Source organism: Enterobacter sp. E14S, assembly GCF_055666685.1.
Genome location: NZ_JBVODQ010000041.1, coordinates 1 through 244, shown reverse-complemented (window position 1 = coordinate 244; position 244 = coordinate 1). Strand labels below are relative to the sequence as shown.

1 rRNA gene is annotated in these 244 nt (G+C 53.3%); it reads left to right on the top strand.

Features of this window, described 5'->3' with window-relative positions:
• A 16S ribosomal RNA gene (locus ACZ6J2_RS21905) occupies positions 1–244 on the top strand; the annotation flags it as partial.

The following is a 244-nucleotide window of genomic DNA, read 5'->3' as shown; positions in this document are numbered from 1 at the left end:
GATGGATTGGTGCCTTCGGGAACTCTGAGACAGGTGCTGCATGGCTGTCGTCAGCTCGTGTTGTGAAATGTTGGGTTAAGTCCCGCAACGAGCGCAACCCTTATCCTTTGTTGCCAGCGGTTAGGCCGGGAACTCAAAGGAGACTGCCAGTGATAAACTGGAGGAAGGTGGGGATGACGTCAAGTCATCATGGCCCTTACGAGTAGGGCTACACACGTGCTACAATGGCGCATACAAAGAGAAG